The organism is Caproiciproducens faecalis (assembly GCF_019448085.1).
Taxonomy (GTDB): Bacteria; Bacillota; Clostridia; order Oscillospirales; family Acutalibacteraceae; genus Caproiciproducens; species Caproiciproducens faecalis.
This window is the reverse complement of sequence record NZ_JAGFNZ010000006.1, coordinates 104,627-130,228: the sequence shown is the minus strand read 5'-3', so window position 1 is coordinate 130,228 and position 25,602 is coordinate 104,627. Positions and strand designations below refer to the sequence as shown.

Here is a 25,602-nt window from a genome sequence, read left to right as displayed (position 1 = left end):
GGTTATCACCTCCATTCAGCCCAACGGAATTCACGGGCCAGTATTGTTGCGCAGAAATAACGGATTTCATCCATGCTGTGATCGTTTTCCTTCAGCACGGCGTCCTCGTTTTTCTTTTCATCCCACCGGTACAACCCGAATTCACGAATTGCATCTTTACAGGATTCATGAATCTTTATCATGCCGGCATTGAGCATGGTGGCCACGGTACGAATACCTTTGAGTACTTCGTTCTCTGCGGCCCACACTTGAAACTTACCGTGCCGGCGAATGCACTCGATAAAGGATGCTGCGGACGGATCCACAATCACCTTGCGGATGTAGTAGCCGCGGGTCAACTCTTCCAGATCGGAGTAATACTCCTCGTCTGTCTTCTGGTGGCCCTCTTTGCGGCTGTCAAAGTAATACTCATTAATTCTTATGGCTTCTTTGCCCCTGACGCACCACAGGCCAAGCGAGTATGGATTAACAGTACCGTAGTCGCACGAAACAAAAAACTGACCGTCCATGCCTGCTGTGGTTCCGTGCAGGATGAAGCGGTCGGGGTTATCGGTAAACATGGGGTAGACACGGCCCTCTGCGACGACCCACAAGCCAAGGATATAGCGGTCATAAAAGACGCCGGTGTATGCGTTATAATACTCCCGCTTCTTTTCTTCACTCAGCGATGGGTTGTCATCAAGCAAGAAATGCAGATGCAGGGCATCATGATTTTTCTTCGGGTCCAGAATCCACTCCTGATAAAACCAGTGCTGCGGCCCTTCCGGGTTGCAGTTAAACCAGTATTTAGAGCCTTCCACGGAACAACGGGCAAGTGCCTGATTGACAAATGACTCAGGCATGAGCGCGACTTCATCCAGCAGCACACCTGCTAGGGTAATGCCTTGGATAAGCATGTAGGACGCTTCATCCTTGCCGCCAAATATGTAGAAGGTGTTTGTTTTTTTGCCGCGGGTGACCGTCAGAATGTGATTTGCAAAGCGCATGGAGAACTGCTCTCTCAGATACTTAATCCCCATCAGAGGCTTTACAACGTTACGTTCGGCTGATATGACCGTCTTACCGCAGATGCCGAAGTTCTGGCCGGAGAAGTTCCCCATCGCCCAAAGTATAAACGACAGCGACATAATTGAAGTCTTACCGGATCGAACAGCCCCGTCGCAGATCAGCGCGGGTTTTCCCGAATAGGGGAACTGAAAAATCTGTTTTTGCTTTTCGGAAAAACTCATTTTGAGAATTCCTCCTTAAGCGACTTGGTAATGGGATCATCTTCGGTTTCTTGCGGTGGGCTACCGCTGTTGATCTTCAGCTGCTCAAGCTGAAGCTTTTTATTTTCGAACTCGATTCTGTGGTTATCCATCGGATTCATTTTGAAATAATCGGACAGCCATTTTAAGGCGTCAATTCTGCTTTCCAGCTTAATAGACATACCCTGTTGCGTTTGCCTGACTTCTTTAATGATTCCACCGTCAACCATTTTGGAATCATTGAATTGAAGAAAGTCTTTTTCGGAGGAGCCGGTTATTTTTCCTTTGTCATCGACAATCGGAATTATTTTAGTTCCATAATCCACAAAGTCAGTCATATCGGAAAATGCAATATGCATGAAACGCTCGACTATATCAATAGGCTGCAGATTCATAGCTTCACACTGACATTCCCTCAGATAGTTGAGATAGCATTTTATCTTAGGTTTTCTCAAGGTCTCATAGGCACTTGTCATAGCCGAGTTATAGGTGCAGCCATACACTTTCAAATAAGCCTGAGTCGCATTCTTATTTCTGCTGTAAACCTCGCAGAACAGCCGTTCGTTTTCTGTCAACGGTTCTACTAATTCGGCAGGAGGCGATTCAGGTTCTGACTGTTTTGTTGCGTTGCAACGCTTTTTTGCAACGTTGCGTTGCGTTGCAGCATCACTGTCCCATTTGCCACGGCTTTTCCAACTTCGGACGGTACCGGGTGAAACATCGAGAAGCTCTGCTATTTCAGAAAGGGTTTTACCTTGGTGGTAAAGCCGTTCCGCTTTTTCCATTAATTCGGTTTTTGCCACATAATTCACCACCTCGTTCGATAGCTTCCCTGCGTTTCCTCCAATATGCGTCTGCCCTTGCTTCTGCTGGACCATAAATTCTGGCGTTAAACTCCGGTCTGTAATGATAATTTTTCATAATCAATACCAAATGAATCTGTACATTGTAATCACTCAATAAACGATCGCATATATTAAAATTACCCTAACAGAAATGAGGCAATTTAATGAATGGCACTTATAGCGTTACTCTTCAAACGCCGTTTGGAATTCAAAAAGGAACCGTAACCTTTGTTGATAACAATGGAATACTAAGCGGTTCTATTCGTACAATGGGGAACACAAGTTTCTTTAGAAATGGGAAAATAAACGGAAATTCGTTTGAGTTTTCTGGAATCCTAAATGCAGGATTTTTTAATTTAAGATACTCCATAAAAGGTACCATGGAAGGAGACACCCTTAAGGCGGTAGCTTTGACCAGTTCTGGAACATTCCCAATAAATGGAACCCGGGTAGCGTAATTAGAAGGAAGAAAAAAGGACGGCCGCACACGCTACGGCCGATCTCAATTAATAATTCTGTATTCTACAATTTGAAATTTCGTAATACTTCGGATCCATTTCAAAACCGGTGTAGTTCCTGCCAGAATTGATACAAGCCACCGCAGTTGTGCCACTTCCTATGCAATTGTCAAGAACCAGCTCACCCGGATTTGAATAAGTCCGTATTAGGTATTGAAACAGTTCTACCGGCTTCTGCGTCGGGTGCAGACCGCGTTCGCATTTCACTTCCAGCAGCTGGCGCGGGTAATGAACAACGCAGGTTTCCGTATCATTCGAAAGGCTGCCATCCATACGGTACACAGAATCGCTGTGCTCTGGTATTTTATGACCCCGGCGTTTGATCGGCTTATCCAACACGATGATACCCTGTGGATTGTACGTTGGCTGATGCCTATAAAATACGCAGACCTCTTCGACGCAACGCAGCGGCTGCTTCTTGGAATTAGCAAACCCTGTCGGCTGATTTTTGTACCAGTACCAGCAATACCGGAACATCTTCGGATTGCTGCCGATCAGCTTGGTAGTGAAAGGCTGGGTAGCAGTTAGAACGATTGCACCGCTGTCCTTGATAATGCGGCAGTACTGCTTCCAGAGTGGATCAAATGGGATAATGCTATCCCACCGGCACCCGGTCATGCCGTAAGGCAAATCACAAAGGATCATATCAATGCTCTTATCCGGGTACATGTTCATGCCAGCAATGCAGTCCATATTGAAAATTTGGTTAATGTAGTCTTTCATGCGGCTCCTTTCCGTCGGGGCCCACACGAACTAAGGCATAGAAAAAGCGCTCAGCCTCATCAGCTGAACGCCTTTTTAACTATCTGCGAAACTCCGTGATTATACTTTTTCACAATACAATTCTAGCACTTATGAATCGGCAATTTCGGCAAGTTTTAAAAACTGAGTACATTTACGACGTGGATAGCTCTCATCGTTTTCTCCAATTTTAAACGCTACCTGCTGCCAGGTCAGCCCTTTCAGGTAATATAGCGTTAATATCTGCCGCATTTCACTATCCTGTACGGTGCTGACAAAAGAATTAATCCGATCATACTCATCCAGGCACTGCCTTTCACGTTCCGCCAAATCCAATGCAATTTTTTCGCGCTTATCGTCAGCCTCAATATAAGCATCCGTTTCAGACCTCGCGACTCCCTGAATTGTGATGTTATGTAGTTGGTAAGGTTCACACTTTCCAGAAGCCTGTACACTGTGTGGCGTACTCATTCCGGACATGCGCTGCCGTATTTCAGCTTTTTGTTCTTTGAGAAGTTTAATCTCATTTTTCAGGTTTCTGACTTGAGACAGCTCTTCTTTTGTCAACGGCAATCACTCCTCCCCAGCAAATAATCCGTGGTAACATGAAAATAATCAGCCAAACAGCACAGCACATGCGCGCCGGGTTCTCTGCCTTTGACCTCGTAGTAGGTAAGCAGTGACCTGTTAATTCCAACCTCATCCGCTACTTGCTGCTGTGTAAGGTGACGCTCGGTTCTTAATGACTTGAGGCGTTCTGGGAAGATCATGGGGTTTCACGCTCCAATCTCTCTTTTAGACGATTCAGCTTGAATTCTTCCTGTTCCGGCTTGCGGGCGTAGGCAAGCCATGCGCCATCGAGTAGTTGATTGCTATCATCTGTCAATCCGTAATAAGCAAACTCCCATTCTTCGCTATTCCCATCGCCGCAAAAGCTATCCTGTATGTCGTCGCAAATATGCACTATTGCCCATTTCCCGTCACCTCGAGAGTTTACGCAGTACGCTGGCTCCCCGTCCATCTTCCGCAGCTCTTCCAGCGTCAGCGGCTTGTTTTCCGGGGCGGGGCGGCGGTTCCATGCTTCATCGGCTTTTCTGGGAATAAGGTCTGCTTCTCCTGTAGCTCCGCATGATTTGCATTGAACAAAATAGTAGGCTATTGGATTTGAAAATAGACCGCTTGTTGACGAATGCTTTTCTTCTGCTTCGCCCCCGCAGAACGGGCACGATTTCAATTTGACCTCTTTCACTGTTTTCACTCCCTCTTACAGTTTTGTTTCCACGCTCGGAAGTACGTTCGTGTGGAAATACACCTTGTAATGGTACGGGTCAGTATCAGTTCCGGAAATATCCTCGCAAACATAAAGGGTAGAATTGCTCAGATACACATAATCTTTTTTATACTTATCTGGCCCAATTTTACAAGTTACAACCAACTCGCTGTTGTCGTCATTGCTAAGACTCATGTACCCTTCCATTGTCAAAATCACTTTGTCGGTTCTCGCATTATAAACCGTGATACGACGTTCGCACCCAAAATAGTCAGCCTGTTTGGAAATATTGCTGTTTACTTTATCAGCTTCGCTGCACCCGCTGACTCCAATCAATAGAGCCAGCGTCATAATCAGCGCAAAAATAATTTTTTTCATGTCTTTTAACTCCTTTTTTTATTTTGGCTCTTGCTTTACGGCAAGAGCCTATTTTTTATATTGCTTGTTTCTATTTAAAATGATAAAATAATTTTGAGGTGGATTGACATGCAAAAGATGGTTTTTACTAATAAAAATTGTAGAGATTCTTTTGGGATAAGCGATGCAAGCTACAACTTTTTGTTAAACAAGCCTATGCTTTGTCCATATTGCGGTGCCTATGAAGACGGAGTCACGGTTGATAGAAAGATATTTTCTGCAAATAGTCCTGCTGTTTTTGGAGTAATAACTTACAGATGCACCCGCTGCTCAAAGATTTACATAGTGGTATATGATATTAATTCAACAGTTAAAGAATCGAATGTAGCGGCTATTTATCCCACAACAAATTATTCGTTCTCAAATGAAAGAATTGAAAAAGTATCACCTCGCTTTATTGATATTTACAATCAGGCCCTGCTTTGTGAATCAAACAACAACTTAGAGTTGGCGGCTATAGGGTTCCGTGCTTCATTAGAAATTTTAGTAAAAGATTTTGCTGTAAATGAACTTGAAATAGACAAATCAGTTGTCACTAAGAAAACTCTTTTTGAAGCTATTGGAGAATATCTTAATAACCAAGAATTAATAGCTTCTGGAGATGTTGTAAGAATATTAGGAAATGATTACGCCCATTATGAACGAAAATATCCAGAACAAGATTTTGAAATACTTAAATCATATATGGAGATATTCATTCACTTAGTAGAGACCAAACTTATGATTGCTCATCCTCCAGTTTTTCGTCAGACAAAGGATCAAACTCCGCAAGTTTCTGACCATCAAGACTCCAATACTCCGTAATAACACGGCACGGCTGATCTTTCGTACCGGACCCACGAGCTGCTTTTGTTTCAATCACTTGAATTAATTTCGCAGTATCACATCCGCGAGGATATAAAACATTTTTCATAAAGGTTTCCTTCCTGCCGTCCTAAATGGGCGGCTTTTTTCATGGTTCATCCATCGTCATGGCGCGCCTTTAAACCGGTACCTATGACTTGTTTCCTTTTTATAATTATGCTATATTTCAAATAAGGGGATGAGCCTAATGTCGCCAGAAGTATTTAAAACAATATGGGACAACGCAATATCGGATTTTTTTCATAAAACGCTTCCTTGGATTGTGTCCATTTTTTGGAAAGCTTTACAGCCGTATGTCCCTTACATAGTTGATTCCGCTTTAGGTGCTATTGCGGTAAGCATTGTGGTTTTTGTCGGAGTCCGTGTCCGACGATTCTTATCTCAGGTTGAAGGGGACCGACCGCGAGAAACGCGACGTAAGGAAAAGCAAACCGCAAACTCAATCCGAAAAGGGTTTAGCCTTATCGATTTTCTGAAAATCCTTGTGAACAGGTAACAGGCTCTATGGTTCAATCTGGCGTCCGTCAAAAATACGCATCATTTTCTTACATCGTTCGCACGTTCCAGCTTCAACCTCTTTCGAATAACCAGCCAGAGCGACGCGAATCCGGTGCGAGTCTTTATAAATTTCGATCCACCGCTGAGATTCCTCATAAGCTCGAATCAATTCGCGTTTCTCAGCTTGAGCCTGCTCCCGGTCAACCGTTCCGGAGCGGTACGATTTGTACATGCACCGGAACGACAGGAACAGAAGCTGCTCGGCTTGATTCAGGCCAGTGGGAAGCGGATCGTTGCGCATCGCATGGCGTTCAATTTCTTCCAGTGTCATGGCTTAAACTCCCCAAGACTGAGGTACCACTCTAGGACACTGACAGCCGACTGCCAGCCGTGGCACACCTCGCAAAAATAACCTTGCTCCCGAAGTTCGCCGAGCCACCAGTCTTGATCTACGGAAGTGCGACCGGCATCATCCTTCATTTCAATACGCAGGCCGTGATACTTTCCGCGTGGGACTGGTAAATCCAAATCTGGTACGCCACGTTTGACTCCCTGCTGCTTCATGTGCGCCGCTTCGATTTTGTCACGCTTACCGCCGTTCGGAACATGGTGGAGTAATTTAAGGCAGGGCCATTTTGAACGGATAGAGGCCTGCTCTGACCACTTCATGACGCAGGATTGATGCTGTGCTTCGGTCACGCTACCGCCTTCTTTCTATAACGTTGATTTCCACCTCGATTATCAAGTGGTCGTGTCAACGATTTTTCTGTACTCCAGCCTCTATCCAATCTTGCAAAGATTGTGTTTGCACTAATACCAACAATTTCACTCCATTGAGTGACCGTGTGTGAAACCCCGTTATATGTTAAAATTCGGTTTGATGTTCTGTTGCTGCATTGCTCTTTTTGAGTGATCCACCGGCAATTTTCAGGACAATAGTTACCATTTACATCAATTCTGTCAATGGTAAGGCCCGGCATAAATCCGTTTTGAAGTGCCCAGCTTTTGAAACTGGAGTAGCTATTTTTCCAGTCGTCGCAAACCGTTACGCCTTTTTCGCCATAATAGTGATAATGTGAATCCTTCGGATTAGAGCATCTGCTTTTTATATTTTCCCAACACCTATATAGCTGATTTGTTTTATCCATTCTTTTCATCCTCACTTGACCAGTACTCCACGAAAGCGACCGTTTTACCGGTTCCATGGTCCTTTTCGCGACCTTGTCGGACGGTATAGCCATTCCGGGCGAGGATGACAATGACGGATTCGCGGTCGTCTGGCTTGGTGATATGGATTTTTTCCTTGTTCACGCCGACCGCCTCCCTCCATTCATAACGCGATTCAGAATTTGACTGGCCTGCAGTTTGGTTAACCCTGCTGGGTCAAATCCTTTACACCGGCGCTGAATTAATTGAAGCTGTTTGTCGCTGGCCGGAGCCTTTCCCCAGCACTTTGCCTTTTCAAGATTCCAGATATATTCCTGCTCCTTGTAATTCGTTGTCAGTTTGATGTACGCAAAATCCAAAGCACTCTGCATCGGCATTAACCTCCCGTTGAAATTCACCCTACCCAGCTCGTCCTGACATGGGATAACAATTTTTTCACGATCCATCAGGCTGCACACCATAGAGCCGTTCGGCATCTTGAAGAAGTTCACGCCATGGGTGTTGTACTTCTGTTCCTGCGCCCAGAGGTCGACGATTTGGACGTTCTTAATCCAGCTTTCCGGGCAGTCTGCAGCGCGTTCCACCTTTTCAGGCAGTTCAAACAACATACCGTCCATTTCAGACAGGCGGCGTTCCGGTACATCCTTCAGGTCAATGCCGAGTAGGGACGGAGCAGTGCAGAGAGAAGCGCGTCCTGACACCCCGACGCAGTCAATTAGATTTAGGCGTTCCTTTCCGGGATACAGCCGCAGGCCACGCCCGACCATTTGCGTATAAAGGCTATCAGATTGAGTAGGCCGAGCTACAATTACCGTTTCAACGCGGGGGATATCAGTCCCTTCGGTAAATACCATACAATTTACTATGCAGGGAATCTGCCCGTCAGTGAATGCTTTGATAATGTCTGCACGGTCTTTTGTCTCACCCGTCACCACCGCGGCGCCGGGGATTCGTTTTGCGATCTCCTGTGCCTGATTAACTGATACGGCAAAGATCAGTGTCGCCCCGGCTGCCATGGTGCGGTATGTTTCGGCGATTGCATCAGCGGTACCGTCCATAGCCTTTTCCAATTCGCCCGGGGCATAATCACCGCCGCGGGTATGAACGCTGCGCAGGTCGTAACCAATGTTTACCCGCCGGCAAAAGATATCGGACAGATAACCGTTCTTGATACCCCATTTCAAATCACGCTGGAAGATAATGTCCTGATAAATGTCATTCATTCGAACGTTATCGGAACGGTTCGGAGTAGCAGTAAATCCCAAGGTTAGCCGTGGATGGAAGTAATTGAGTATGCGTCTGTATGTAGAAGCACTGGAATGATGGGCTTCATCGACAACTACAATATCGAATTCGTCCGGCGCAAATCGTTCCAGACGGTGAGCCATGGTCTGAACCGATGCAGAAACGACCTCATCCATCGGTGTTGCATGCTCTCCTGCCATCTCGACACCGGTAAGACAATCAAAATATTTCAGTGGCTGTCTGACCAGTTCTTCCCGGTGGGAGAGAATCAGCATTTTCCCTTTACGCTGGATGTTTGCAAATGTGACGGTCTTTCCAAGGCCTGTTGCCATCTGCACTAAGTATGCCCCGGGCGGTTGAGATTGGATTGTTTCGATGCACTCTTTTTGATAATCTCGAAGATTTATATCTTTCAAAAAATTAATCACCTCATTTGTAGTAACTTGTATAACGTTGTGTAACCTATAGTTACACGCGAATAATTCAGTATTTATGCAGGTTTATGACGTGTTGTGTAACTGTATAACTTTTTGTGCACTTCTCTATAAGAGAATAAAAATATATATACTGTATTCAGAAAACTTTTTCTTTCCCTCTTATATGTGCATTTTGTGGTTACACAGGTTACACAGTTACACAAACCTTGAAAACCCGCATTGCAAAGCCATTCTTTGCGTGTAACTTTTTGTGTGACCGGTTATACTTATGGTATCCAATCGTCAATAATCTCCTGATTTATCCAAGATTGATCGTTATCGTTTGGATCTGGAGGCAGTTTAAGCACCACACAATTTGCCGGTGCGCTGCCGATTCGAGAGGATTTAGTAAATCCCTTTCCGCTTGTTTTAATCAGTCCACGGGTTCGTAAATGGCTCAGAAGTGCCCTGGAAGATATCTGTGCATCCGAACAGGCTTTGTCCCACACCGAGCGAATAATGTACGCATAGCCCTTGTCAGTTCCCTCCTCTACTATTCGGCCAAATACTTCGTTGTCAGAAGATCCGTGCATCTTACCGGAATTCTGAGCAACCCAGTCACACATGTACTGATATCCGCGGTCCGCGGCAGAAACGGATTCTTTACTTTTTAAAAATTCAGACATGTCTTTAACCGTCAGTGCTTGACCATCTTTGAAGATCCATTTAGTTGCTAAGGTGTCAGCGACAATGATGACCGCGGCGGCCATAGCCTGCTTTTCCGTGGTATCGTTTTTCATGCATTCGGTATAGTACTCCTCATAGAGCTTTTTTGCCTCATCCATTGTGTTCGGATCAGACAAGAGCTGCACAAGCAGCATTCCGGCGAACCCGTAATTTTCTTTGACTATTCCGGCGGTTTTATGTCCGTTCTCAATGACCTTGTTTTCCGCCTTACATTCGATTTCGATTACGCGGTTAATTGCACCCGCACCGTCATTCTCACTTGTCAGCGGAGTTTCTCCGCTCGTTATAAAGCAATTTGCCCAGGTTACTGAGGATGCAAGACCGAGAGTCTTATTCGACCGTAACTTACCGGAACCGGAAGCCAGCTCGTATACATTGAAAATTACTTTTCCGCGGGCATCCTTCGCAAGTTGGAGCTCGTCAATTACGACGGGAAGAGAATTCAGAAACCCGGCGATAACCTCAAACCCGACAGATGTGGATTTAAAGGTTTTAAAGTAATCTCCGCCCGCTACGGGGTTCGCCCATACGGACGCGGCCACCATCTGCGCAACGGTTTTTCCGGTCCCGCTATCCATGCCCCAAAGGTGAACAAAAAACGGAAGAATCCCACACGGTCCAACTAAAGCAGACCCGAAAGAAGCAGCCATAACGATTTTCGCGGTAACGCTGTATTTTCTGACAGAAATTGCTTCATCAAGCCATGTCTGAAATTTTCCATGTTGCCGGATGGATTGGAAGAGTTTCTCAAACCCGGGATTTCCATCAAAAACAACTTCATCCACATAGGGTGAAAAACCTTCTTCATTCCATCCCATCCGGGATGTGCTCTTGTATTCCGGGATCAAATCATAGTTTTTGTCCAGAACGTCCGCTATGTAATCAACAAGGTTTTGCGCACGTTTACCAGATGTGACAGAAATTCCAATGCGGGAAAGAGTCGTAATATTTTTTGAATTTGACACAGTATCAAAGTCGGTCGTAATGGTTGACCATACCTTTTTGCTTTTTGTACCGCGCCGAAATGCCAGTTTAACTTTCAGTTCTCCGGTATCAATGTTCCTCAATCTCTCCACCGGCATAATTGGGTGGGGGCAGGCTGTTTCAATTCCTCCCTGAGGAGCATATTTCCATACACCGGATTCATCTGATTTCCATTCTCCCGTGTCCAGCTCAAGCGGCTGATCTGAAAACTGAGATACATTTTCAGCGTCAGGGGATGCGATCGATTTCAAAGATTTTACATAGTCCTGGTATAGCCCCTTGAACCCGATCACGCCGACTGACTTTGCTGTGACTTCCATTATTGCAATTGCCCGTCGCTCTTGAAATGGATTGTTATGAAGCTTATAGACTTCTTCAAAAGGCGCAGTTCCATGCAAAAAATCGTCCTGCGTATACTTTGGGGCCGGCGCGGCTTCCAGCGATTTATCTTTGTCCGTGCCCGTCACCTCACTTCCATTTAGTTTCCGTAAAGAAATAATTATCCAAATAATCCAATTTACCCAGCAGTGCCGCATATTGGCCCCACAGAGGGCTGCTGGGCGGCGGCTTTGGCAGAGAGCGGATAGTTAATGCCTCTCGGCATTTATCGTTGTAGTCAGCCCGAAATACGTTTAATTCAGCTTGCTTTTTTGCTTGTTCCTGCTTCCACCGATCAATCTCGCGATTGTCCGGGCGCTCAGTAGATAAGCCAAGATGAAAATTATTATCAATCCGAATTGCCGCCTGCCGAGCGTTAAGTTGAAACAGCTTTGCGACGAAATCAATTACTGATCCACCCTCATTGCAGACGAAACACCACCAGCCGCGAGTACCGTCATAAACATGCAGAGAGGGCTGTGAATCGTTATGGAACGGACAAAGCATGTACCCCGCCCGATTCACTTCGAAGCCGTACCGCACCGCTACGGCCTGCATCGGAATGGCTTCTTTGATTCGAGAAAAAATGTCACCGTACATGGCTAAAACGGCAAGTCGTCGTCTAACGGCATCTGCTCAAAGTCACCCGCATTATTACTTGCGTATTGCGGCGCATCGGCCGGAACATCCGGTGCGCGCGTTGCGGGTTGATACGATCCGCCAGAACCCGAGCCGCCTGATTCGTTCTTGCTACCACAGAAACTTACCTTATCCGCGACGACTTCAAATGCTTTCCGCTTGTTTCCGTCCTTGTCGGTATAAGTGCGAGTCTGAATCTCACCGTGCACGGCAATCATCTGCCCTTTGTGGAAGAACTTGCATACGAAATCCGCGGTGCTGCGCCATGCGACTATGTCGATGAAATCGGCCTGGCGGTCTTCGCCGGATTTCACATAGGAGCGGTCAACCGCAATCGTAAAGCTAGTTACGGAAATATCGCTGCCAGTATGTCTGAGTTCAGGGTCCGCCACGAGGCGGCCCATTAGAACTGCAACGTTAAGCATCATCCCGCCTCCATGTATGGCACAATTTCACTCAGCACGGCGGTTCCTGCGCAGTAATCGCACTGCTCGCACCTTTCCGCCTCGACTTCTCCACGTTTCATAGCGGCGAACCGGGGTGCTTCGTGCTTTACAATGTCAAGGCAATAGTCCAGACGAGCCGGGCCAATCTGGCCGATCTGCAGGCGCGTGACCTTCTGCTTCGTAGCGGCTGCAATCATAAACGGCAACGTGTCGCCGGTGTTCTGCCGGACAATCTCGCGGTATATGGCGCCCTGGTAGTCATAACCCCAGTTCAACCAGTAGGGAACGCGGCGACCTTCGGCAGGACTCCAAATGTCCTCTAAGTCCTTCATGATCTTCTGGTCAACGATTACCTTTCCGGGGTGATACGAGTCAATCTTAATCTTGAACGGCACGCCTGCAATTTCGCCGGTCATAATTACCTGTTTCTGACCTGACATGTACCGCATAAACATTTCGTCGCGTTCGATACGCTGAATAATCTGCTCGGCCTGAACATATTCGGATTTCAGCGAGCCGTCCCGCTTGAAAATATCCGGGTGCTTTGCGCGGAACAGGTCGAGCGTTCCCTCGAAATACGCGTCAACGTAGGAACCGACCAAAAGCGCCGTGGTTTCTTCCTGTCTATATTCGCCGCGAATTTCAGCGAGCGCCGCAGCTGGGCAGAAAAGAAATGATTTGAACTGAGAAGCGCCAATATAGGTGAGTTGGTTCTCGGGAGAAAAGTAATTTTCTGCGGTTAAATTCACAGTACATCGTCCTTCCTGTCAGGGGCACTCGACTCCGGGGCTGCTGCAAGCGGGTCAAGTGCTGCCTTTCGCGCATCGTCCTCTGCCTTGATTTTTGTCGCGCAGTCAGAGCAGAGTGATTTGCCATATTTCTGATAGGTGTACTGCGCGATTTGCTGGGCGTTCAACTTTCCGGCGCCCTGAATTTCTGCGCCACAATCGGCGCATTTCGTCGCCGTTACGGTTTGCTTTGGGATAGAGGGACGAATGCGGAGACCTTCGGTGAATCCCCCGTCCTGTGGATCTCTTACATGAGGGTCAACGTAAAGCTGAATTTTGCGACCTTCAAGACTTGCCGCGGAATCGCTGCCGTACATCTTTTTCAGTGCCTTACGGTTTGTGGCGTTAAGTATCAGAGGTTTTACTTCTTCTACGCCCGGGACGCTACGCTCTTTGAACTTTACGACAACGTGTGGCTCTTTCCTGCCTCCTCCGAGCGTTATATCTCCATACCAGAGGCTATCAATCGTCAAAACCGGTTCTGCACCGTCATCGAGAGAATACGCTCCGATGTATTCGGTATTAAAATAGCGCTTGATGCTGGCATCACCGATAATTCGTTCAAGTTTGTCCTTACTCATAACTCCGTCACCTTCAATTCATCGTCGTTCGTTGTCCTCGTCGCGATAAACTGCAGCCCCTTGGCCTTGCACTTCGCGTACAGCGCCGCCCGGCTCTTATCGTCCAGACGTTCCGCACCGTCGATCAGGATGATCTGGAGTCCCTTGGGATTGCTGATAGCGACGTCAACGCACAGATCAAGCTTTTCGCCATCGGACAGATTCGAGAGCGGGAGGCCATGGACCAGAGGAATGCCCTTTTCGACCGTAAGTCCTTCTACCGGGATTTTTGCCTCTTTGAGGATTTGGCCAGGAAGCTTCCGGGCGAGCTCGATCTTTTCGGTCAGAGCGTCGGATTTCCCCTGCAGATCATCAACTTCCTGCTGCATCCGGACCATACGGTAATATTCGTTAAGGTGCTTTTTCATGGCTTCAGCTGTACTGATTTCAGACTGTATGGCGGCAGTATCAACCGGTTTTCGGTCGGCGTACTCGTTTGCTACGCCGGTATCCGCGTCCAGCTTTGCCTTGGCTTCATTAAATTCGGCCTCGGCGACCGCAACCTTATCCTGATATTTAGAATCTAGGCCGGAGAGCTTGTCCTCAGCAGCGCGAATTTCGGCTTTCAAGCGTTCAATGGTCTTTGCCAGCCCTTCACGCTCCGCACTGATAGCGTCCTTGGCGTTGCTGATGGAGATATCCCGGTCGGCCTGAATGCCGCGTAGCTTGCTTTCGTAACTGTCACGGAACATCTTGGCACGTTGAATTTTCCCGTTTTCCTGCTGAATTTTGGAAAGCTCCTGATACTTCGCGCCGGTGTCGTATGCCTCCCATTTCTCGGCGTTGAAATTGTCCGGGATGGAAAGGCCGATATCCTCGGCCGCCTTACGCTTAAACAGCTTTTCAGAATTGATCTGCTGGCGCGTCTGATAATACACCCCGTTTTCCGCCTGAATTTGATCCAATACTGACAGAATGTTCTGCTTCCAGTCAACACCCTGCGGAATTTCTCCGAACCATCCCTGAATTGTCTGCATATCCCACTTGTAGTCGATCAGATTCAGAATGATCCGATTTTGCTCGGCGATAGGTTTACTGATAAATTCGACTGGGTTAAGCTGAAGCGGCGTGATAATATCGTCAAGGAACGTCTGCGGCCGAGGAACGTTCAGACCGTTTTCTTTCAGGTTCAGATTTGATGTTTCCATATCGACCTTGCGTTTCCGGTCAATACGGAGGCCGGTGTCGGTTTCAATAATGATTTCTGCTTCGTCAGCACCCTGCTTGACTATGTAATCCCGGTCGGAGCGGTTGGTTAGGGCGTAACGGATCGCGTCCAGAACGGATGACTTGCCGGAGCCTTTCTTGCCGGTCAGCTCGACCGATTTATCGGATATCTGCGTTTCATGCACACCGAACGCGGTGCGAATTTTAATTAGACTTGTTTTCATTTGACTTTTTCCTCCAATCTGCTATAATGCAGTTAAGATATTTTGGTTTGCGCCGCTAATGGAATTGCCGTTCCTTTGGCGGCTTTATTATTTCTTTTATTTCTCTGCTGATCTAAATTTGTAATCCATCTGCAATTTTTGGGGAAATAGCCTTTATCGTTGTCAATTCGGTCAATCGTCAAATTGCCAGTGTATCCACTATTTAAAGCCCAGTTGCAAAATTCAATAAAATCGTTTCTCCATTCGTCACAAATGGTAATTCCTCTGCCTCCATAAATGCGATAGCATTTGTTCGATGGTGAATAGCACCGGTTTTTCATTGATTGCCAAATATGGTATATTCTCATATGGCTAATTCTCATAGTGCCATATTTATTTCCGTTGGGCTTTAGCTGCTTTAGCTTGGCATCTGGCCTGTCGCAACCGCAGCTTTTTGTTTTTCCGGAAAGCAAATACGAAACTCTCACGCAGATTTCTTTACCACAAGAACACTTGCATAGCCAGTACCTTTCACGGTGGGGAGAACTGTGATCGTATTTAATTACCGTTAGTTTCCCGAATATTTGCCCTGAAATATCTTGTTTATAATGCGTTTTCATCATCCTTTCTCACCAATAAGGAAGCGGCATTTTTATTTTGCAGGAGATATCCGCCCTATTCGGCGAAATAATGCTTCATCTAATCCACGTTTCACATCACATTCTTTCGCCCATTTGTACGCGTGGCAGAATTGCCGGCATACTTCGGGAGGAAATCTGCTTTTGCACTTTTCGCACGGGTCATACACGGCTTGTCCCTCCTTTCCGTCCAATTGAATCCCCTGATCCCGATTCCCGCAGCAACGGTGCAGATGATACCGGAAATTGCGCACGGGAGAAGCGGCTGGATTTCAGCGGCTCCGGCGGATATGTACAGGCCGATCAGGCCTATGATAAACAGTGCAGCGTAAAAATGTCTCATGGTTTTTCCCCTTTCTTCGCGGCCCAATACAGCGCCTGTGTGCAATGGCTTGCGGCGTTTTCAACTTCCTGTTCCATCACGAAATAGGCGTTCAGTTTGGTCACGCTGTTGCCCTGGGCATCTGCCGCCGCTTCGAGCGCAGACTGTAACTGCTTCAAAGTGGATTTTACTTTTTCATCCATCGTTTATTTCTCCTTTACTTGAAATATTTTCCTTTCCGCAGTAGAATAATGTCGGAAAGGAGGCGATATAAAATGAATGAGTCCAAAAAAGAAATGTTGTTGACCGCTCAAGCAGAAATAAATGTTGATCGAGAATCAGGAGATACTCGCTCAAAAATAATAGTACTTACTAACTTTGGAATCATAGAATGTGAATTAGACCATAGAATCAAATTGAGTGAAATAAAAGAAGACAAAGAATATCCAATGACTCAGTTGGCTTTTGCGATTGATGATGATCCGGGAATAGACCAAAACGCAGAGACTAAAATAGATAAAGACTGCGTTTTGCTAAAAGAAGCCGTTATCCATTCGTTCTCATCTTCGGGAACAGTTACCTTGGGGTCAGTATGCCTTTCTGTGGATTCCGTGCAAGGCGTTTCAATTGGCCGCTTGAGTAACAATTCTCAACATTTTGAATGATACTCGCCTGCTTGCCGTCTTTGAGTGCCAGCTCAAGGGCGGCTATTTCTTTGGGCTCGCCTTCGATCGTAATAATCCCCGCCCGTATCAGCTTGTCTCTCGTCGCGCAGCACGGGCATATGTAACCAGATTTTGGTATCTGCTGTAGGATACTGACTCGCCAGAGTTTGCCGCAGCGGCAGCAGCGGGCGGTCATGAGGCGACCTTTTGGCGGTCTAAATAAGCAAGCATGTCCTCTTTATTTACCCGCCAGAGCTTACCGATCTTAAATGCCGGGAACTCTCCGCGTTGGGCGAGTTTGCGAATCCTGTCCAGACTGACACCAAGCAAGGTCGCAGCGTAGGGAAGATCAAATACTACCGGTACCCGATCCCATGTGGTTTCGTATTTTTGCATTACTAGCTCCTTTCATAGTTCAAATTACGCCGCAGTACCACAAATGGGTCTGCGAAAATTACAAGGGATTGCAATACAGAACATTTGTGCTATACTATGTATTACTCACAAGAAATTAGACAGCCTGTTTTTGCTGAACGAGTTCTTTTAGGCTTTCACGGAAAGCCTGTTTCGCTTTTTTGGGGCTGCGGTGGCCATTCAAAACCGCGCTGACATATTTAGGGTTGTAACCAAGCTGAGCAGCAAGCTGTTTGGCTGTTATCCCATTTAGGTGCATTTCACCAATAATTTCAGCTGTCCATTGTTCAGGCATATAAAATTCACCTTCTTTACTATAAAATGTTGACTTTGGTTAGCTTTTGAGTTAATATAATTACACTTACGAAAATTACAAAACTTAAAGTTAGCCAATAAGCGAAATTGATTACTTGGGTTATCTGTTTAAGCACAGTATAGCTTAATTTAGTTATCAATGTCAATGCAAAAAGCTTAATTTGGTTAGCTTCTGTGTTTTGCACAAAAAACTGGGGGCTGAATTGTGTTCTTTGATACATTTAAAATGCTGTGTGACAAAAAGGGCGTTAGCCCTAAAAAAGCCGTAACTGAAATTGGACTAAGTAATTCTTTAGCTACCAAGTGGAAGAAGACAGGTGCAACGCCACAAGGTGACACTCTGTCCAAAATAGCAGAGTATTTTGAGGTGTCGGTCGATAGTCTTTTGTTTGATGTAACTATTTGCGAAGACTGCGAATTCCTTTATTCTCCCAAAGTCCCTTCTGATGTAAAAAAACATTTTGAGAGGCATAAACAATGGGAAAATGCAAAGAAAAAATTCGGAATATGGAATAAGTCAGAGCGTGAAAAAAGATATGAATTTGAGCAAATAGAACAAGACCGTTCTCTCCTTCTTACCGATCGAATTAAAGCCGCTGAAAATCGGATATTTGCCTATTTTTCACATAGTGTAGTACACAGTGATTTTGACATAGCCCATATCAGTTTCAAAGAATACATTCCTTATTTTCTCGGGAGTCAAATGGGCTCTTTTACTCCGGACGTCTATAGTAAATTAGTTGAAAAATACGGTACAAAGTTCGGAATGAAAGGAACTGATTGGAAAGCTGAAGAAAAAAAGGTACCTATACTGCCAAAAATAAAACCCGTCATTCCGCAGAAAAACGAGCCTGATATTACCTTTGATGATTTTACTTACGCACTCCATAGTGAAGCGCAGGAATTGACCGATGAAAACAAACAGAAGCTTTTGGAAATGGCTCGACTGTTTAAACTGAGCCAAGATCAAGAGAAAAATAAAAAATAGCTCTTTGGGGAGGGCTGTATGACGGAGTTGTCCAAACTATATAGTGATCTCGATAAACATAAAATCAAACTTTTTACGAAGGATATAGGTTTTGCTGATGCAGCGACGATTGAGGTTAACGGCGAATACGGCATTTTCTTGGATTTGGCATGTTTTCAAAGTATAAAAAGCTATAAAGAATGTTTGGCCCACGAACTCGGCCATTGTGCAACCGGGTGCACGCATAAGGTAAGTAGCCCCTTGGATTTGGTCGCAAAGCATGAGTACAAGGCTAACCGCTGGGCAATCGAACGATATGTGCCATTTGAGGATTTGCAAGCTGCTTTTATGCAAGGGTATTCCGAAATATGGCAGTTGGCTGAATATTTTGATTTGCCGGAAAGTTTCATTAAAAAAGTGGTTGATTATTATTTTATTGCGCGTGATAAGAAAATAGGATAAATAAAAATCCCGCCCACTACCGTAAAAGTGAACGGGATAAAACTGAAAATTCCAGCTAGGATCCTATGACAATATTCCAATTAGGAGGGAGTTCCATGGAAACATCAATTAGAGGTCTTTTTAAGACCATAACCGTGACAGAAAGTTTAATATCGTTTTCAAAGAATAGTGGAAAAGTTTTGCTGGAAATTCCCTTTTCCCTGGTGACCAATTTCATTTTTGTGGAAGGTACAACCTTTAAATATGGATATTTTACTGTTTGCACATCAGACGGAGCGGGGTATGGGGTTGACCATGGGAAATCTGCATCGGATAAAAATAGCATTACCTTTAACTCGACTTGTAACGATCAATTTAAACTTTTATACTCGCGGCTTCTAAACGAGGTTGAATTAAAATCGGTTGAAGATTTAATGCCCAAAGGTGAACACAATATGGACAAGAACCTGTCCGAGCTCGCCAGCCCCCATTTGGGCTTGAGCCACCCTGTAAAAATATGCTTAAACTGTGGTGAGATTCTCCTTGAGCAGGCACAACGATGCCCTAAATGCGGCGAAAAAGGGGAGGGGCTGCGGGTTATTGATTCGGAAGATTCGCATCAGAAACAAACACTTCGAGAGGCCGCAAAGCACGACGGCAAAAAAGGATTTTGGCAGCGTACAATCGAAGAGGGGCGTGAAATAAACCGTCAGAAAGAAGCGGCAAAGATAGCCCAGCCAAAGCCGCTATCAAAGAAAGAACGCATCAAAGAAAACAAATCCAACGGTATTGCTTGTTGCCCAAAATGTGGTTCTACATCGATTAGTGCAGATAAAAAAGGCTTTGGTGTAGGAAAGGCTATTGTCGGGGCGAACATTACAACTCAGATACCGGGCGCAGGAATTATTGGTGCCGTTGCAGGAAACATAGGCGCAAAGAAAGTGATAGTCACCTGCCTTAACTGCGGGCACCAGTGGAAAGTTTAAAATAAAAAAACCGCCCTCTCCTACTTGCGATAGGGAAGAGCGGTCACCATCAACCGAGGGCTGACAGTACGGTATATTACACGCAACAATATTGTACCAGTTCAGCCCTCCAAAATCAATAGGAGGGCTATAATTATGCCTAAAAAGGAAAAAACACCAACAAAGCCGGTCAGAAAGCGGGTTTATCTCGGCAAGGATAACGGTAAGCCCATTTATAAAAATGCGTATGGAAAAACGGACGATGAAGCTGCAGAGAAAGCGCTCCAAATTAAGATCGCACGGAAAAAAGGCGTTGACGTTACCGCTGACCGGGACACTTTCAAAAAATGGGCGGATCGTTGGCTTGCGATGAAAAAGGGCGATGTATCCAATGGTCGGTATAACGTCTACTCCTACGCCGTGGATAAGATGGAGAACCTATGGTTTATGCCGATCATAAAAGTGCAGACCGGAGATATACAGGACATTATCAATGTCCTGTCCGAGAGGAACCCACGAACCGGAAAACCGACCGCGAAAAAAACTTTGATTGATGTAAAAAGTTCCGCGAAGCAGATCTTCCAGATAGCCATCGAATCCCGAGTGATCGAATATAACCCGGCAGAGGCTGTTAAGATACCCAAAAAGGCCCCGCAGAGCGAACGAAGGGCATTGACTGATGAAGAACAGCAGTGGATTATCAACACACCTCACAGGGCACAGCGTGGCGCTATGATAATGATGTATGCCGGCCTTCGTCGTGGGGAGCTAATCCCGCTGCTTTGGTCGGATATTGATCTCAAGGCAAAAACAATTGACATCAACAAATCGGTCGAGATCATCGACGGAAAAAGTGTCCTAAAAGACGGCGAGGCTAAAACAGAATCCAGCATCCGTACAATTGATATTCCGCAGCAGCTTGTTGATTTCCTAACATTTGAACGGAAGAAGGATCATATCACTGCGGAAACGGAGGATACGCTCGTAATGCGATCGGTAAAGGGGAAGATGCTCACCGAAAGTGGCTGGAAACGTTTATGGGATGCATACTGGAACGTCCTGAATCTTAAATATGGGGACTTTACAGCATATAAAAAAGTGCACCCGGAGATTGATTTTGAAAAGCCTGAATCTGTCCACAATCCCCACGGAGTACCACCGATGATACCGCCAATCACCGCCCATTGGCTGCGGCACACCTTTGCAACGCTTTTGTATCTTGCCGGCGTTGATGTTCTTACTGCGCGGGATCAACTTGGACACGCGGACATCAAAACCACATTAGAGATATACACGCACCTAGATAAGATCTATAAGCGTAACAGCATGGATAAATTGAGTGAATATATTTCTGGAAAAAGCGCTAAAAAAGATGGTGCCGTAGATACCGTGAGTTTTACCGCCACATGAGCGCCACATTGTTAATGTTTTTTCATGTTTTTTCGTGTTTTTAATGCGCAAATAAGAAATAAAAAATCCCGCCTGAATAACTGGAAAATCCAGTATTCATGCGGGTTTCAAGCTGGTCGAGGTGACTGGATTCGAACCAGCGGCCTCTACGTCCCGAACGTAGCGCTCTACCAAGCTGAGCCACACCTCGAAAAATGCGGCCCCAAAAATGGGGCCATGGCTGCGGAAGAAGGATTCGAACCCTCACAAACAGAGTCAGAGTCTGTCGTGCTACCTTTACACAATTCCGCATCAAAATATTTCGAACAGCAGGATTAATTATACCAAAAACCAGAAAAATGTCAATCCTTTTTTAAAAATTAAATCTTTTGTTTTTTAATTTGTATTTAACACAAATTGATTGATAAATCATCAAAGGTGAGATATAATTGAAACAATTTATATTAAAATGGATTGTGTGCCAAATGGCGTACGAGTGATTAAGGAGGAATTTACATTGATACTCAACCATACCATAGAAGCTTTACTCGACCGGCGGGCTGTCCGCGCTTATCGGCCGGAGCAGATCTCCGAAGAGGAGCTGACCGATATTTTACTCGCCGCAAAATTTGCTCCTTCGGCAATGGGGATGCAGGCAAGGCATTTTACTGTGGTACAGAATAAACAGCTGATTTCCGATATTGTCTCTGTTGCTGTGGAAGACGGTGCGAAATTCGTGCCGGGTCATGTGCCATTTTACAACGCCCCCACTGTCATCGTTCTGTCGGCTCCCGAATCAGCGAAATATAACCGGGAAGACTGCGCCTGCGCGATTTTGAATATTATGCTTGCCGCACAGGCTTATGGTCTTGGCAGCTGCTATATCTGTTCGGTTAACGACGGTCTGCGTGACGAGCGCATTGCGAAGCGACTGAAGCTGCCGGATCATTACATCCCGTTCGGATGCGTATCCGTTGGGTACCCCAGCGAAAACGCTCCGGCGCCAAAAGAGCGCAGAACGGACGATATCAGCTATGTCAGATAATCCAATCACAATAGATCAGTATGGACGCCGGAATTCCGGCGTCCATACTTTTATTTTTGTATCAGCGTTATTAACAGCTTTTCTGCTTCCACCGCATCTGCGCGGCCGCGTGTCGCTTTCATAACAGCGCCCAGAATTGCCTTGAGCGCCTTTTCCTTGCCTGAAAGGTAATCGGACACTGCGTTGGGATTGGACGCAATAGCCTGCTCACAGGCAGCTTTCAGCGCGTCGGTGTCTACACCGCCCATGTCTGCCTCGCTGATAAGTTCCTTTGGAGCCTTCCCGGTGTCGAGCATTTTTTCAAGCGTTGCCTTTAAAAGGTTCATTTTGATTTTTCCTTCGTCCAGCAGCTTTACAAGCGCGTTTAAGTTTTCGGGCGTTACGTTCACCTGAAAGCTTTCTTTTGCGCTGTCTCCTTCCAGACGGCTGAAAATCTGCCCGATCATGCAGTTCGCGACGACCTTTGGATTTTGAACGCCGTCAATGGCGGTTTCAAAATACTCGGAAATGCTGCGGTATTTAATCAGCTGCTGCGCGTCGGCTTCAGGAATTCCGTACTCCGCCATATATCGCTCCTGCTTTTGATGGGGCGGTTCCGGGAGTTTCTCCCTCAGTCGGGCGACCATCTCGTCGGAAACCTGAATGGTCACAAGATCCGGTTCGCGGAAATAGCGGTAATCGTGAGCGTCTTCCTTGCCGCGCATGCTCTCCGTGCAGTCGTCTTCTTCGTTATAGCGCCGGGTTTCCTGTACGACCTTTTCGCCGCTCTGCACCAGGTCAATCTGGCGGTTTACTTCGTACTCCATTGCCTTAGCCATATGGGTAAACGAGTTCATATTCTTGATTTCGGTTCTGGTACCGAATGCTTCGGTACCCTGCGGCCGTACGGAAATGTTCACGTCGCAGCGCAGGGAGCCTTCCTGCATTTTGCAGTCGGAGATACCGATAAAACGCATAATAAGCTGCAGTTTCTCAAGATATTCCCTTGCCTCGTCAATGCTGCGGATATCCGGTTCGGTAACAATTTCTATCAGCGGCACGCCGCCTCGGTTGTAATCCACATAAGTGCTGCCTCGCTGATGCACCAGCTTTCCGGCATCCTCTTCAATATGAATGCGAAGGATTCGGACTTTTCTGCCGTTGCTCAGTTCCACATACCCGTTTTTGCACAGCGGCATGTCGTACTGGGAAATCTGGTATGCTTTCGGCAGGTCGGGGTAGACGTAGTTCTTGCGGTCCATTTTGGAAATGGGACTGATTTCGCAGTTTGTCGCCAGTCCGGCCATAATGGCGTATTCCACCACTTTTTTATTCAGCTTGGGCAAAGTGCCCGGCAGCCCGATACAGACGGGGCAGCAGTGCGTGTTCGGGTCACCGCCGAACTCCGTGGTGCATGAACAGAAGATTTTTGTTTTGGTGGACAGTTCAATATGGGTTTCCAGCCCGCAGACCAGTTCATAATTGCTCATAGCTTCACCCCCATGTCCGCGCGGGGGAATACCGAGTTGCCCGCAGCCGACTCGTATTGGTGCGCCATATTCAGAATGGTCGGCTCGCTGAAGCTGTTGCCGATCAGCTGCATGCCGATGGGCAGCCCTGTGCCGTCAAAGCCGCAGGGAATGGAAACGGCGGGCAGCCCGGCAATATTCACCGGTACGGTGCAAATGTCCGTCTGGTACGTTTCCACCGCGTCCTGAGCGGTGAAGTTCAGCGGGAAAGCCGTCATGGGGACGGTGGGAGCAAGAATCACGTCACACTTCTGAAAAGCGTCCTGAAACGCTTTAACAAGAGTACCGCGCAGATTCTGCGCCTTTTTATAGTACGCGTCGTAGTAGCCCGCGCTCAGCACATAGGTGCCCAGCAGGATTCTGCGCTTGACCTCTTTGCCAAAACCCTCGCTGCGCGTTTTACAGATCATTTCATTGCGATCGCTGTAATGCGGGGTGCGGTAACCGTAACGGATACCGTCGTACCGTCCGAGGTTGGAGGAAGCCTCCGCGCAGGCCAGGATATAATAGACAGGCAGGCTGTATTTCAGAGACGGCATGTCAAAATAGACGATCTGCGCGCCAAGGGATTCATACACTTTGATGGCGTTCTGAATCGCATCATTTACGTCGTCGCGGATGCCGTCAAAGTATTCCTTCGCTATACCGATCTTCTTGCCTTTAATACTGTTGTTCAAGCTTTCGCTGGCCGGTTTTCCGGTATTGCCGCGGCAGGTGGAGTCTTTTTCGTCATACCGGGAAATTGCGTCGTATACCAGCGCGGCATCCTCCACCGTTGCGGTGATCGGCCCGATCTGGTCAAAGCTTGACGCGTAGGCGATCAGCCCGTAACGCGAAACAGCTCCGTAGGTAGGCTTTAAGCCGACCAGTCCGCAGAAGCTCGCTGGCTGGCGGATGGAACCGCCCGTGTCGGAACCGAGCCCGTAAACGGCAAGGTTGCCGCCCACTGCGGATGCAACACCGCCGGAGCTGCCGCCTGCCACATGGGAAAGGTCGTGGGGGTTCAGCGCGCCGCCGAAGCACGAGGTTTCACAGGAAGAGCCCATGGCGAACTCGTCCATATTTGTTTTACCGAGCAGTACGGCGTTCTGCTGCTGCAGAATCTCCCATACCGTCGCGTTGTAAATCGGGTAGTAGCCCTTCAGTATATTGGAACAGCAGGTGGTTTCGATTCCTTTGGTAGAGATATTGTCCTTCAGGGTCATCGGAATCCCCGCAAGTGGAGAGAGCTCTTCGCCGGAAGCGATTTTTTTATCCACCGCTTTCGCCGCTTCCATTGCCAGCTCCGCGGTGGGGTTGACATACGCATTGATCTTTTTATTGTCGCGTTCCATCGCGTCAAGATAGTTCTGTGTAAGCTCCTGACAGCTGATCTGCCGGGACTGCATCAGCCCGCTCAACTTTTTAATCTGACTTTCCATCCGTACCTCCTACACGCGTTTTCGGACCAGAAAGTATCCGTCATTCTGGCTCTCGGCGTTTTTCAGTATTTCTTCCCGATCATAAGAAGGAACAACCGTATCCTCACGGAATACGTTGGAGAGGTTATTGATGTTGTCAAAATCGGAAGCGTCGGCGCTGGCGGCGTTGATCGTGTCAGCAAAGCCGATGATTTCGCTCATATCCTTCGTCAGTTCGTCCAGTTCTTCGTCACTGACGGAAAGTTTCGCCAGGTTGGCGATATTCAGTATTTCCTCATGGGTAATCACAGGGGAACCCCTCCTTTTCGGTCA

Annotated in this window: 34 protein-coding genes and 2 tRNA genes; 8 read left to right on the top strand and 28 right to left on the bottom strand. The window is 46.7% G+C overall.

Translation table 11 applies throughout. From position 1 onward, the window contains the following. Positions 1 to 5 precede the first annotated feature (5 nt). Both J5W02_RS13925 and J5W02_RS13920 read right to left on the bottom strand, forming a co-directional pair. The gene (locus J5W02_RS13925; protein ID WP_219966308.1) at positions 6 to 1,229 is read right to left on the bottom strand and encodes a PBSX family phage terminase large subunit; all 1,224 of its coding nucleotides are present in this window, start codon (positions 1,227 to 1,229) and stop codon (positions 6 to 8) included. Then, on the bottom strand, positions 1,226 to 2,050 hold the full coding sequence (locus tag J5W02_RS13920) for a terminase small subunit (RefSeq protein ID WP_219966307.1): 825 nt from the start codon (positions 2,048 to 2,050) through the stop codon (positions 1,226 to 1,228). Before J5W02_RS13920 ends, J5W02_RS13925 begins: the two co-directional genes overlap by 4 nt. A 206-nt stretch (positions 2,051 to 2,256) precedes the next feature. Here J5W02_RS13920 and J5W02_RS13915 point away from each other — a divergent pair, with 206 nt between their 5' ends. Continuing rightward, on the top strand, positions 2,257 to 2,550 hold the full coding sequence (locus J5W02_RS13915) for a hypothetical protein (RefSeq protein WP_219966306.1): 294 nt from the start codon (positions 2,257 to 2,259) through the stop codon (positions 2,548 to 2,550). A 48-nt stretch (positions 2,551 to 2,598) separates the two neighbouring features. Here the strand turns inward: J5W02_RS13915 and J5W02_RS13910 are convergent, their stop codons facing one another. From J5W02_RS13910 to J5W02_RS13890, 5 genes are all read right to left on the bottom strand, one after another. Beyond that, on the bottom strand, positions 2,599 to 3,333 hold the full coding sequence (locus J5W02_RS13910; RefSeq protein ID WP_255575777.1) for a DNA-methyltransferase: 735 nt from the start codon (positions 3,331 to 3,333) through the stop codon (positions 2,599 to 2,601). Between the two features lie 129 nt (positions 3,334 to 3,462). Next, positions 3,463 to 3,918 carry a hypothetical protein gene (locus J5W02_RS13905; protein WP_219966305.1) on the bottom strand — a complete coding sequence of 152 codons (456 nt, stop codon included), beginning with the start codon at positions 3,916 to 3,918 and terminating at the stop codon, positions 3,463 to 3,465. Beyond that, positions 3,915 to 4,121 carry a helix-turn-helix domain-containing protein gene (locus tag J5W02_RS14920; RefSeq protein ID WP_219966304.1) on the bottom strand — a complete coding sequence of 69 codons (207 nt, stop codon included), beginning with the start codon at positions 4,119 to 4,121 and terminating at the stop codon, positions 3,915 to 3,917. The genes J5W02_RS13905 and J5W02_RS14920 overlap by 4 nt, the downstream gene beginning before the upstream one ends. After that, complete coding sequence (locus tag J5W02_RS13895) at positions 4,118 to 4,600, bottom strand: Lar family restriction alleviation protein (protein WP_219966303.1); 483 nt, start codon at positions 4,598 to 4,600, stop codon at positions 4,118 to 4,120. Before J5W02_RS13895 ends, J5W02_RS14920 begins: the two co-directional genes overlap by 4 nt. A 15-nt stretch (positions 4,601 to 4,615) precedes the next feature. Further along, positions 4,616 to 4,999, bottom strand: a complete 384-nt coding sequence (locus tag J5W02_RS13890; RefSeq protein WP_219966302.1) for a beta-sandwich lipoprotein — start codon at positions 4,997 to 4,999, stop codon at positions 4,616 to 4,618. Between the two features lie 108 nt (positions 5,000 to 5,107). On the opposite strand from J5W02_RS13890, the gene J5W02_RS13885 reads away from it, so the two are divergent. Next, on the top strand, positions 5,108 to 5,842 hold the full coding sequence (locus J5W02_RS13885) for a DUF4145 domain-containing protein (protein ID WP_219966301.1): 735 nt from the start codon (positions 5,108 to 5,110) through the stop codon (positions 5,840 to 5,842). Between the two features lie 562 nt (positions 5,843 to 6,404). Here J5W02_RS13885 and J5W02_RS13880 read toward each other — a convergent pair. From J5W02_RS13880 to J5W02_RS13815, 14 genes are all read right to left on the bottom strand, one after another. Continuing rightward, complete coding sequence (locus J5W02_RS13880; protein ID WP_219966300.1) at positions 6,405 to 6,731, bottom strand: hypothetical protein; 327 nt, start codon at positions 6,729 to 6,731, stop codon at positions 6,405 to 6,407. Beyond that, positions 6,728 to 7,099, bottom strand: a complete 372-nt coding sequence (locus J5W02_RS13875) for a VRR-NUC domain-containing protein (protein ID WP_219966299.1) — start codon at positions 7,097 to 7,099, stop codon at positions 6,728 to 6,730. Before J5W02_RS13875 ends, J5W02_RS13880 begins: the two co-directional genes overlap by 4 nt. Continuing rightward, positions 7,096 to 7,548 carry a hypothetical protein gene (locus tag J5W02_RS13870; RefSeq protein WP_219966298.1) on the bottom strand — a complete coding sequence of 151 codons (453 nt, stop codon included), beginning with the start codon at positions 7,546 to 7,548 and terminating at the stop codon, positions 7,096 to 7,098. Before J5W02_RS13870 ends, J5W02_RS13875 begins: the two co-directional genes overlap by 4 nt. Further along, positions 7,541 to 7,711, bottom strand: a complete 171-nt coding sequence (locus J5W02_RS13865; RefSeq protein WP_219966297.1) for a hypothetical protein — start codon at positions 7,709 to 7,711, stop codon at positions 7,541 to 7,543. Before J5W02_RS13865 ends, J5W02_RS13870 begins: the two co-directional genes overlap by 8 nt. Continuing rightward, positions 7,708 to 9,240 carry a DEAD/DEAH box helicase gene (locus tag J5W02_RS13860; protein ID WP_330659764.1) on the bottom strand — a complete coding sequence of 511 codons (1,533 nt, stop codon included), beginning with the start codon at positions 9,238 to 9,240 and terminating at the stop codon, positions 7,708 to 7,710. The genes J5W02_RS13865 and J5W02_RS13860 overlap by 4 nt, the downstream gene beginning before the upstream one ends. 275 nt (positions 9,241 to 9,515) lie before the next feature. Further along, the gene (locus J5W02_RS13855) at positions 9,516 to 11,279 is read right to left on the bottom strand and encodes a DUF927 domain-containing protein (protein WP_219966295.1); all 1,764 of its coding nucleotides are present in this window, start codon (positions 11,277 to 11,279) and stop codon (positions 9,516 to 9,518) included. Positions 11,280 to 11,427: 148 nt separating this feature from the next. Continuing rightward, positions 11,428 to 11,937 (bottom strand): CHC2 zinc finger domain-containing protein, encoded by a 510-nt coding sequence (locus J5W02_RS13850; protein WP_219966294.1) that lies wholly within the window; start codon positions 11,935 to 11,937, stop codon positions 11,428 to 11,430. Positions 11,938 to 11,939: 2 nt separating this feature from the next. Continuing rightward, positions 11,940 to 12,401: a single-stranded DNA-binding protein gene (locus tag J5W02_RS13845; protein WP_219966344.1), complete on the bottom strand. Its 462-nt coding sequence runs from the start codon at positions 12,399 to 12,401 to the stop codon at positions 11,940 to 11,942. Beyond that, entirely contained in the window at positions 12,401 to 13,171 is a 771-nt protein-coding gene (locus J5W02_RS13840) for a PD-(D/E)XK nuclease-like domain-containing protein (RefSeq protein ID WP_219966293.1), read from the bottom strand. The genes J5W02_RS13845 and J5W02_RS13840 overlap by 1 nt, the downstream gene beginning before the upstream one ends. Next, a complete protein-coding gene (locus J5W02_RS13835) occupies positions 13,168 to 13,791 on the bottom strand; it encodes a hypothetical protein (RefSeq protein WP_219966292.1) in 624 nt (207 codons plus the stop codon). The genes J5W02_RS13840 and J5W02_RS13835 overlap by 4 nt, the downstream gene beginning before the upstream one ends. Beyond that, on the bottom strand, positions 13,788 to 15,221 hold the full coding sequence (locus J5W02_RS13830) for an ATP-binding protein (protein WP_219966291.1): 1,434 nt from the start codon (positions 15,219 to 15,221) through the stop codon (positions 13,788 to 13,790). The genes J5W02_RS13835 and J5W02_RS13830 overlap by 4 nt, the downstream gene beginning before the upstream one ends. Before the next feature lie 32 nt (positions 15,222 to 15,253). Continuing rightward, complete coding sequence (locus tag J5W02_RS13825; RefSeq protein WP_219966290.1) at positions 15,254 to 15,823, bottom strand: hypothetical protein; 570 nt, start codon at positions 15,821 to 15,823, stop codon at positions 15,254 to 15,256. A gap of 88 nt (positions 15,824 to 15,911) precedes the next feature. Then, a complete protein-coding gene (locus tag J5W02_RS13820; RefSeq protein WP_219966289.1) occupies positions 15,912 to 16,181 on the bottom strand; it encodes a hypothetical protein in 270 nt (89 codons plus the stop codon). Beyond that, a complete protein-coding gene (locus J5W02_RS13815; RefSeq protein WP_219966288.1) occupies positions 16,178 to 16,363 on the bottom strand; it encodes a hypothetical protein in 186 nt (61 codons plus the stop codon). The genes J5W02_RS13820 and J5W02_RS13815 overlap by 4 nt, the downstream gene beginning before the upstream one ends. A gap of 72 nt (positions 16,364 to 16,435) precedes the next feature. On the opposite strand from J5W02_RS13815, the gene J5W02_RS13810 reads away from it, so the two are divergent. Next, positions 16,436 to 16,825 (top strand): hypothetical protein, encoded by a 390-nt coding sequence (locus J5W02_RS13810; RefSeq protein ID WP_219966287.1) that lies wholly within the window; start codon positions 16,436 to 16,438, stop codon positions 16,823 to 16,825. 192 nt (positions 16,826 to 17,017) lie between these two features. Here J5W02_RS13810 and J5W02_RS13805 read toward each other — a convergent pair whose 3' ends face one another. Together J5W02_RS13805 and J5W02_RS13800 are read right to left on the bottom strand one after the other, a co-directional pair. Then, entirely contained in the window at positions 17,018 to 17,221 is a 204-nt protein-coding gene (locus J5W02_RS13805; RefSeq protein WP_219966286.1) for a helix-turn-helix domain-containing protein, read from the bottom strand. A 115-nt stretch (positions 17,222 to 17,336) separates the two neighbouring features. Then, the gene (locus J5W02_RS13800) at positions 17,337 to 17,534 is read right to left on the bottom strand and encodes a helix-turn-helix domain-containing protein (protein ID WP_219966285.1); all 198 of its coding nucleotides are present in this window, start codon (positions 17,532 to 17,534) and stop codon (positions 17,337 to 17,339) included. Positions 17,535 to 17,759: 225 nt separating this feature from the next. Between J5W02_RS13800 and J5W02_RS13795 the strand changes: the two genes are divergently transcribed. The 4 genes from J5W02_RS13795 (at position 17,760) to J5W02_RS13780 (ending at position 21,337) form a co-directional block, all read left to right on the top strand. Further along, positions 17,760 to 18,542, top strand: a complete 783-nt coding sequence (locus J5W02_RS13795; RefSeq protein WP_219966284.1) for a helix-turn-helix domain-containing protein — start codon at positions 17,760 to 17,762, stop codon at positions 18,540 to 18,542. A gap of 18 nt (positions 18,543 to 18,560) precedes the next feature. Next, complete coding sequence (locus J5W02_RS13790) at positions 18,561 to 18,983, top strand: ImmA/IrrE family metallo-endopeptidase (RefSeq protein WP_219966283.1); 423 nt, start codon at positions 18,561 to 18,563, stop codon at positions 18,981 to 18,983. A 95-nt stretch (positions 18,984 to 19,078) separates the two neighbouring features. Next, positions 19,079 to 19,948, top strand: coding sequence for a toprim domain-containing protein (locus tag J5W02_RS14795; protein ID WP_255575775.1), 870 nt, complete (start codon positions 19,079 to 19,081; stop codon positions 19,946 to 19,948). 135 nt (positions 19,949 to 20,083) lie between these two features. Further along, a complete protein-coding gene (locus tag J5W02_RS13780) occupies positions 20,084 to 21,337 on the top strand; it encodes a tyrosine-type recombinase/integrase (RefSeq protein WP_219966282.1) in 1,254 nt (417 codons plus the stop codon). 113 nt (positions 21,338 to 21,450) lie between these two features. Here J5W02_RS13780 and J5W02_RS13775 read toward each other — a convergent pair. Further along, a tRNA-Pro gene (locus J5W02_RS13775) sits at positions 21,451 to 21,527 on the bottom strand. Positions 21,528 to 21,554: 27 nt separating this feature from the next. After that, positions 21,555 to 21,628, bottom strand: a tRNA-Gln gene (locus tag J5W02_RS13770). A gap of 205 nt (positions 21,629 to 21,833) precedes the next feature. Between J5W02_RS13770 and J5W02_RS13765 the strand changes: the two genes are divergently transcribed. After that, positions 21,834 to 22,361, top strand: coding sequence for a nitroreductase family protein (locus J5W02_RS13765; protein ID WP_219966281.1), 528 nt, complete (start codon positions 21,834 to 21,836; stop codon positions 22,359 to 22,361). A gap of 50 nt (positions 22,362 to 22,411) precedes the next feature. Here J5W02_RS13765 and gatB read toward each other — a convergent pair whose 3' ends face one another. Genes gatB through gatC form a run of 3 tightly spaced genes read right to left on the bottom strand, consistent with a single transcriptional unit; the run spans position 22,412 to position 25,578 of the window. Continuing rightward, on the bottom strand, positions 22,412 to 23,830 hold the full coding sequence (gene gatB / locus J5W02_RS13760; RefSeq protein ID WP_219966280.1) for an Asp-tRNA(Asn)/Glu-tRNA(Gln) amidotransferase subunit GatB: 1,419 nt from the start codon (positions 23,828 to 23,830) through the stop codon (positions 22,412 to 22,414). Further along, positions 23,827 to 25,290 carry an Asp-tRNA(Asn)/Glu-tRNA(Gln) amidotransferase subunit GatA gene (gene gatA, locus J5W02_RS13755; RefSeq protein WP_219966279.1) on the bottom strand — a complete coding sequence of 488 codons (1,464 nt, stop codon included), beginning with the start codon at positions 25,288 to 25,290 and terminating at the stop codon, positions 23,827 to 23,829. Before gatA ends, gatB begins: the two co-directional genes overlap by 4 nt. A 9-nt stretch (positions 25,291 to 25,299) precedes the next feature. Continuing rightward, the gene (gene gatC / locus J5W02_RS13750) at positions 25,300 to 25,578 is read right to left on the bottom strand and encodes an Asp-tRNA(Asn)/Glu-tRNA(Gln) amidotransferase subunit GatC (protein ID WP_219966278.1); all 279 of its coding nucleotides are present in this window, start codon (positions 25,576 to 25,578) and stop codon (positions 25,300 to 25,302) included. Positions 25,579 to 25,602 lie beyond the last annotated feature (24 nt).